Origin of the sequence: Halomonas sp. 3D7M (assembly GCF_014897885.1) — a bacterium.
In the GTDB taxonomy this organism is placed as follows: Bacteria; Pseudomonadota; Gammaproteobacteria; order Pseudomonadales; family Halomonadaceae; genus Vreelandella.
In genome coordinates this window covers 38119-43791 of record NZ_JABUZF010000208.1, presented here as the reverse complement: position 1 = coordinate 43791, position 5673 = coordinate 38119, and the positions used below count along the sequence as shown (strand labels likewise).

At 56.5% G+C, this 5673-nt stretch carries 4 protein-coding genes; 3 read left to right on the top strand and 1 reads right to left on the bottom strand.

The genetic code is table 11. The annotated features are described in order from the left end of the window. The coding region (locus INT22_RS20885) for an MFS transporter (RefSeq protein WP_226912653.1) at positions 1-624 on the bottom strand (624 nt) is incomplete at its 3' end. 347 nt (positions 625-971) lie between these two features. On the opposite strand from INT22_RS20885, the gene INT22_RS11650 reads away from it, so the two are divergent. The 3 genes from INT22_RS11650 to rbbA all read left to right on the top strand — a co-directional run. Further along, on the top strand, positions 972-2474 hold the full coding sequence (locus INT22_RS11650) for an efflux transporter outer membrane subunit (protein ID WP_193068255.1): 1503 nt from the start codon (positions 972-974) through the stop codon (positions 2472-2474). Between the two features lie 17 nt (positions 2475-2491). Next, a complete protein-coding gene (locus INT22_RS11645) occupies positions 2492-3562 on the top strand; it encodes an HlyD family secretion protein (protein WP_146942677.1) in 1071 nt (356 codons plus the stop codon). After that, a partial coding sequence (gene rbbA / locus INT22_RS11640) for a ribosome-associated ATPase/putative transporter RbbA (protein WP_226912652.1) occupies positions 3559-5673 on the top strand: 2115 nt, incomplete at its 3' end. The genes INT22_RS11645 and rbbA, both read left to right, overlap by 4 nt.

Below are 5673 nucleotides of genomic sequence, written 5' to 3'. Positions count from 1 at the left end.
CCCCATTACCCCTGTCGGCGTCATCGTAATCAAGCGGTGCGGCGGTAGCGGCTCAGCGTGCTCCATAATGGGTGACACCCGCGGAATCATGGCCATAGGCAACACCGATAACGATGCCAATAGGCCAATCACCATAAAGGGCGCAGTCACCCCCATGGCACTGGTAACACCTAACAGCAACTGTCCAATCACGCCCGCGGCATACAGCGAGATCATATACATCGCTAGCAATCGACCACGTACTTTTTGCTCGCCGGAGGTCAGCAACCAGCTCTCAATCACTAAATAAACGCCCACGGTGGCCCAGCCGCCAATTAAACGCAGCACAAACCACGCCCAAGGATCAAAAAACAGCCCTTGCAACAGCACCGTGACAGCGACCAACGAGGCAAAGCTACCATAAGCACGGATGTGACCTATGCGCAGCAGCAGCCGGTCATTGAATAGCGCGCCAAGCGCTAAGCCAATAAAGTAAGCCGAGGAGACAATACCTATCACCGTTGCCGACTCACCCGCAGCGTCTAGCCGCACAGAGATCAGCGTGGCGAGAAAGCCATTGCCAATCCCAAGAATAAACAGCCCTAATAAGGGCGCTAACGCCATGGCTAGCAGTTGCCGCGACATATCGCTTCTTGCCTCGCAGAATAAAAGCCCCCTTCAGGGCTAACACATAGCTGGAGAAAACTCCAACCGCAGAATCGGGCGGCGAATCTACACTCGTTCCGTGGGTTTCACCAGTTTTTTTCGCTCCCCATTGCCAGTGTAATCCGCAATAGTGAGAAGCGCATTTGCAACTCACCAGAAAGCAGCCGATATTAAATGCGCTGGCTGCGTCATTAGCCCTCTTGCCCTACATCAACAAATGCTAGAACAAACATTGCCATACTGACGCCTCCCAGGCTGAGACACACGCATTGTATCGACACACTTGACACGGAGAGGTCTCCTTTCTATTTCCTATGGCCAATCAGATGCCCAATACGTTCGCTCCCTTACCTGCGGTCATTCGCATGAAATATCGGCTCGCCCCTAAGCAAAAAGACAAGGTGGCATATTTAGCGATAATGCTGCTAGTCCTGGGCCTATCTGGCTGTACCTCGCTGGCCCCCCCTCACTCGGTGCCGGAAGCAACATTGCCCGATGTTTACCCAGATGAGGACATGCCAACAACGGCTGCTGATGCTGATATTGCTTGGCGCAGCTACTTCACCGACACCAGGCTACAAGCGCTGATCGAACAGGCACTGACCACCAACTATGATTTGCGTGGGGCTTTATTGCGTGTTGAGCAGGCACGTGCAGCCTATGGTATTCAACATGCAGAGTTGCTACCCACACTTGGCGTGCAAGCTGCTGGTGAGCGTTCACGCACGCCCTCTGACCTGAGCCCTAGCGGACGTACGCGGATTGGCAATCAGTTCCAGGCGGGCGTCGGCTTTAGCAGCTGGGAACTAGATTTCTGGGGGAGAATACGCAGCCTTAATGAGGCTGCCCTCGAGCAGTACCTAGCCACCGACGAGGCGCGGCGTGCCACCGAAATTAGCCTTATCGCTCAAGTTGCCGATAGCTATTTTCGTCTTCAGGAACTTGATGCGCGCCTAGGTCTAGCCCGCCGCACCATCGACAGTCGGCAAGAATCACTGCGGATATTTACTCGACGCGTCGAAGTAGGCGCAACGTCACCACTGGAACTCACCCAAGTTGAAATGTTGCTGCAGCAGGCCAAGGCACTAGGTGCTCAGTTGGAGCAAGCCCATGCTCAGCAAGCCAACGCCTTGGCGCTATTAGTTGGTTCACCTATCGAAAAGGTAACAAGTGACGGGGATAAAATAGCGGATGATACTCTGCCCCCTCTCGCGCCGGGGCTGCCATCGGAGCTAATGACCCGCCGCCCCGACATTCGCGCCGCCGAGCACCTACTGCGTTCTACTAACGCTAATATTGGCGCTGCGCGCGCGGCTTTCTTCCCACGTATCGCGCTGACAGGCAGTTTGGGCACGGCGAGTGCTGACTTGAACGGCCTGCTAGGAACTGATAGCCAGGCATGGAATTTTTCCCCCACCCTATCACTGCCCATTTTTGATAGCGGTCGCCGAAAAGCCAACCTGACGCTGGCCGAGTTACGCCACGAACAAGCCATAGTCGAATATGAGCAAGCCATCCAGCAAGCCTTCCGTGATGTTGCCGATGCTTTGGCTGCTAACCACTGGCTAGCCGAGCAAGTAGAAACTGCCAATGACATGTTAGCAGTACAGCGCGAGCGTGCCCGCTTAGCCATGCTGCGCTATGAAAACGGTGCGGTGCCCTACCTAGAAGTTCTGGATGCACAGCGCGACTTGCTTTCCGCCGAGCAGCAACGGCTAGCAGTTCGCCGCCAACTGCTGTCAGCCCGAGTGGCCTTATACACAGCTCTCGGCGGCGGATCAGCTACTGTGACAAGCACTTCCGCTCTCACTCCACCTCATGCTGAATGACATTAGGGCCTAGCAATATGCACTCTTCGCTTAAGAAACTGATCCTTGCCGCCGGGGTAATCCTTATTGCTGCTGGAGGCTATTACTACTGGACTGAATTGCGCGACGAAGGCCTCGGGGAAGGCTTCGCTAGTGGTAATGGACGTATCGAGGCCACTGAAATCGATATCGCCACCAAGCTTCCTGGACGCGTTGACGCAGTCCTGGTCGATGAAGGCGAGTTTGTCACCGTTGGTCAACCCCTTGCGCGCATGCAGATCCAGGTACTGGAAGCGCAACGCGATGAAGCAAGAGCCCAGTATCAGCAAGCACTCAATGCCGTACTCAGTGCGGAAGCGCAGGTTGCTCTGCGGCAAAGCGACCATCTTGCCGCTCAGGCCGTCGTGACTCAGCGTGAAAGTGAACTTGATGCGGCTCAACGCCGCTTGGCTCGCTCGGAAACCTTATCGCGGGAAGGAGCCGCTTCGGCACAAGAACTTGATGATGATCGTGCTCGGGTCAATAGTGCACGAGCAGCCGTTGCCGCCGCTAACGCCCAGGTGGATGCCGCCCAGTCGGCCATCGCAGCGGCTCGCGCCCAGGTGACCGGCGCCCGCTCTGCGGTTACTGCCGCCGAAGCCACCATCACGCGTATCGATGCAGACATCACCGACAGTCAGTTGGTTGCGCCTCGTGCAGGGCGCGTACAATTCCGTATTGCCCAGCCTGGCGAGGTACTTCCAGGTGGAGGGCGAGTGCTGAACCTGGTCGATCTTAGCGACGTACACATGACGTTCTTCTTACCTGCCGAACAAGCAGGTCGTGTAGCGCTGGGCAGCGAGGCACGTATCATCCTGGATGCGGCACCTGACCTAGTCATACCGGCACGCATCTCGTTTGTCGCCAGCACGGCACAATTTACGCCTAAGACGGTAGAGACCGCTTCGGAACGACAAAAATTAATGTTCCGAGTGAAAGCACAGATTGATCGAGACCTTCTACAACGTCATCTTGAGCAAGTTAAAACCGGTGTCCCTGGGGAAGCCTGGGTTAAGCTTGACCCCGACGCAGAGTGGCCTGCTGAGTTGGCTGTTCGGGTACCACAATGATAGCAACACCGCCCTCATCACCTACGCCAGCGGTAGTAATACTATCAGCCATCCAGCTGCACTATGGTAAGCAGGTTGCCCTGGCGGGCATCGATCTAGAAATCCCTGCGGGCAGCATGGTTGGGCTGATAGGGCCTGATGGCGTTGGAAAATCCAGCCTGTTAGCGCTTATTGCGGGGGCACGCGCGATCCAAGAAGGGCAAGTGGAAGTGCTCGGCGGCAATATGGCCAACAAGCGTCATCGCGACACTATCTGCCCGCGCATTGCCTATATGCCCCAAGGGTTGGGCAAGAACCTCTACCCGACGCTTTCAGTAGAGGAAAACCTACAGTTCTTTGCCCGCCTCTTCGGCCATGAGCATGCCGAACGACGTCGCCGAATCGACGATTTAACCCGTAGTACGGGGCTGCACAGATTCCTTGGCCGCCCAGCAGGCAAACTTTCCGGCGGTATGAAGCAGAAGCTGGGGTTATGCTGCGCGCTGATCCATGACCCCGATTTATTGATCCTCGACGAACCAACCACCGGCGTCGATCCATTGGCCCGCGCCCAGTTCTGGGAGTTGATCGCACGTATACGTCGCCAACGACCACAGATGAGCGTGGTGGTCGCGACCGCTTACATGGATGAAGCCCAGCGCTTCGACTGGCTAGTGGCCATGGACGACGGCAAAATTCTGGCTACCGGAACGCCAGCGACATTGCTAGAGCGTACTGCCAGTAACTCCCTGGAAGCTGCCTTTATCGCCCTGCTACCGGAAGAGAAAAAACGCGACTACGCACCAGTGCATATTCCGCCGTTGGCACAAGATGACGATGAAGTCGCCATTGAGGCTAAGGGCCTCACCATGCGCTTTGGCGATTTTGTCGCCGTCGACCACGTCAGCTTTCGGATCCGGCGTGGCGAGATTTTCGGCTTTCTTGGCTCCAATGGTTGTGGCAAATCAACCACCATGAAGATGCTTACCGGTCTGTTGCCGGCCAGTGAAGGCCAGGCGTGGCTGTTCGGCAAACAGGTGGATACCCGCGATATCGACACCCGCCGCCGTGTGGGCTACATGTCCCAGGCGTTCTCACTGTATGGCGAACTAACCGTTGAGCAAAACCTAATCTTACACGCCCGCCTTTTCCAGGTCCCTCAAGCGGAGATAGCCACCCGCGTGGATGAGATGGTGAAACGCTTCGACCTACAAGAGGTACGCGGCAGCCTGCCGGAAAGTTTGCCACTCGGCATCCGTCAGCGTCTTTCCCTGGCGGTGGCGATGGTCCACAAGCCCGAACTACTCATCCTGGATGAGCCGACTTCTGGGGTTGATCCCGTTGCCCGCGACAACTTCTGGCGGCTGATGATTGAGCTAGCGCGCCGTGACCGGGTGACCATTTTCATTTCTACCCATTTCATGAATGAAGCCGAGCGCTGTGATCGCATGTCGATGATGCACGCCGGTCAAGTGCTCGATAGCGACACGCCTGCGGCACTGGTGAAAAAACGTGGAGCAGCGACTCTGGAAGAGGCGTTCATCGGCTATTTGACCGAAGCAGGCGCCGACGAACAGGACCAGGAAGCACCCGAGGCAACGCCCAACTCAGTGACCACGACACCGCCCACCCTGCCTCATAACGGCGTAAAACACAGCGCTTTTAGTCTCCAGCGTCTACTTAGCTACACTTGGCGAGAATCGCTGGAGCTTCGTCGCGACCCGGTGCGCGGCACCCTTGCCCTGCTTGGCTCACTCATCCTGATGTTGGTCATTGGCTACGGCATCAGCCTGGACGTGGAGGATCTCAGCTATGCCATCCTTGACCGCGACCAGACGACCCTGAGCAATAGCTATGCGATGAATCTGTCTGGCTCCCGCTACTTTATCGAGCAACCGCCATTGATTGATTACGCAGATATGGACAAGCGCATGCGCAGTGGCAAGCTCACCCTGGCCATTGAAATCCCTCCTGGCTTTGGCCGTGATGTGAAGCGAGGAAGCCAGGTTGAAATCGGCGCCTGGATTGATGGTGCGATGCCCCAGCGTGCTGAAACCGCACGCGGCTACGTGCAGGGTATCCATCGACAGTGGCTACTCGAGCAAGCAGGGCAAGCCGCGACTAATGTCACT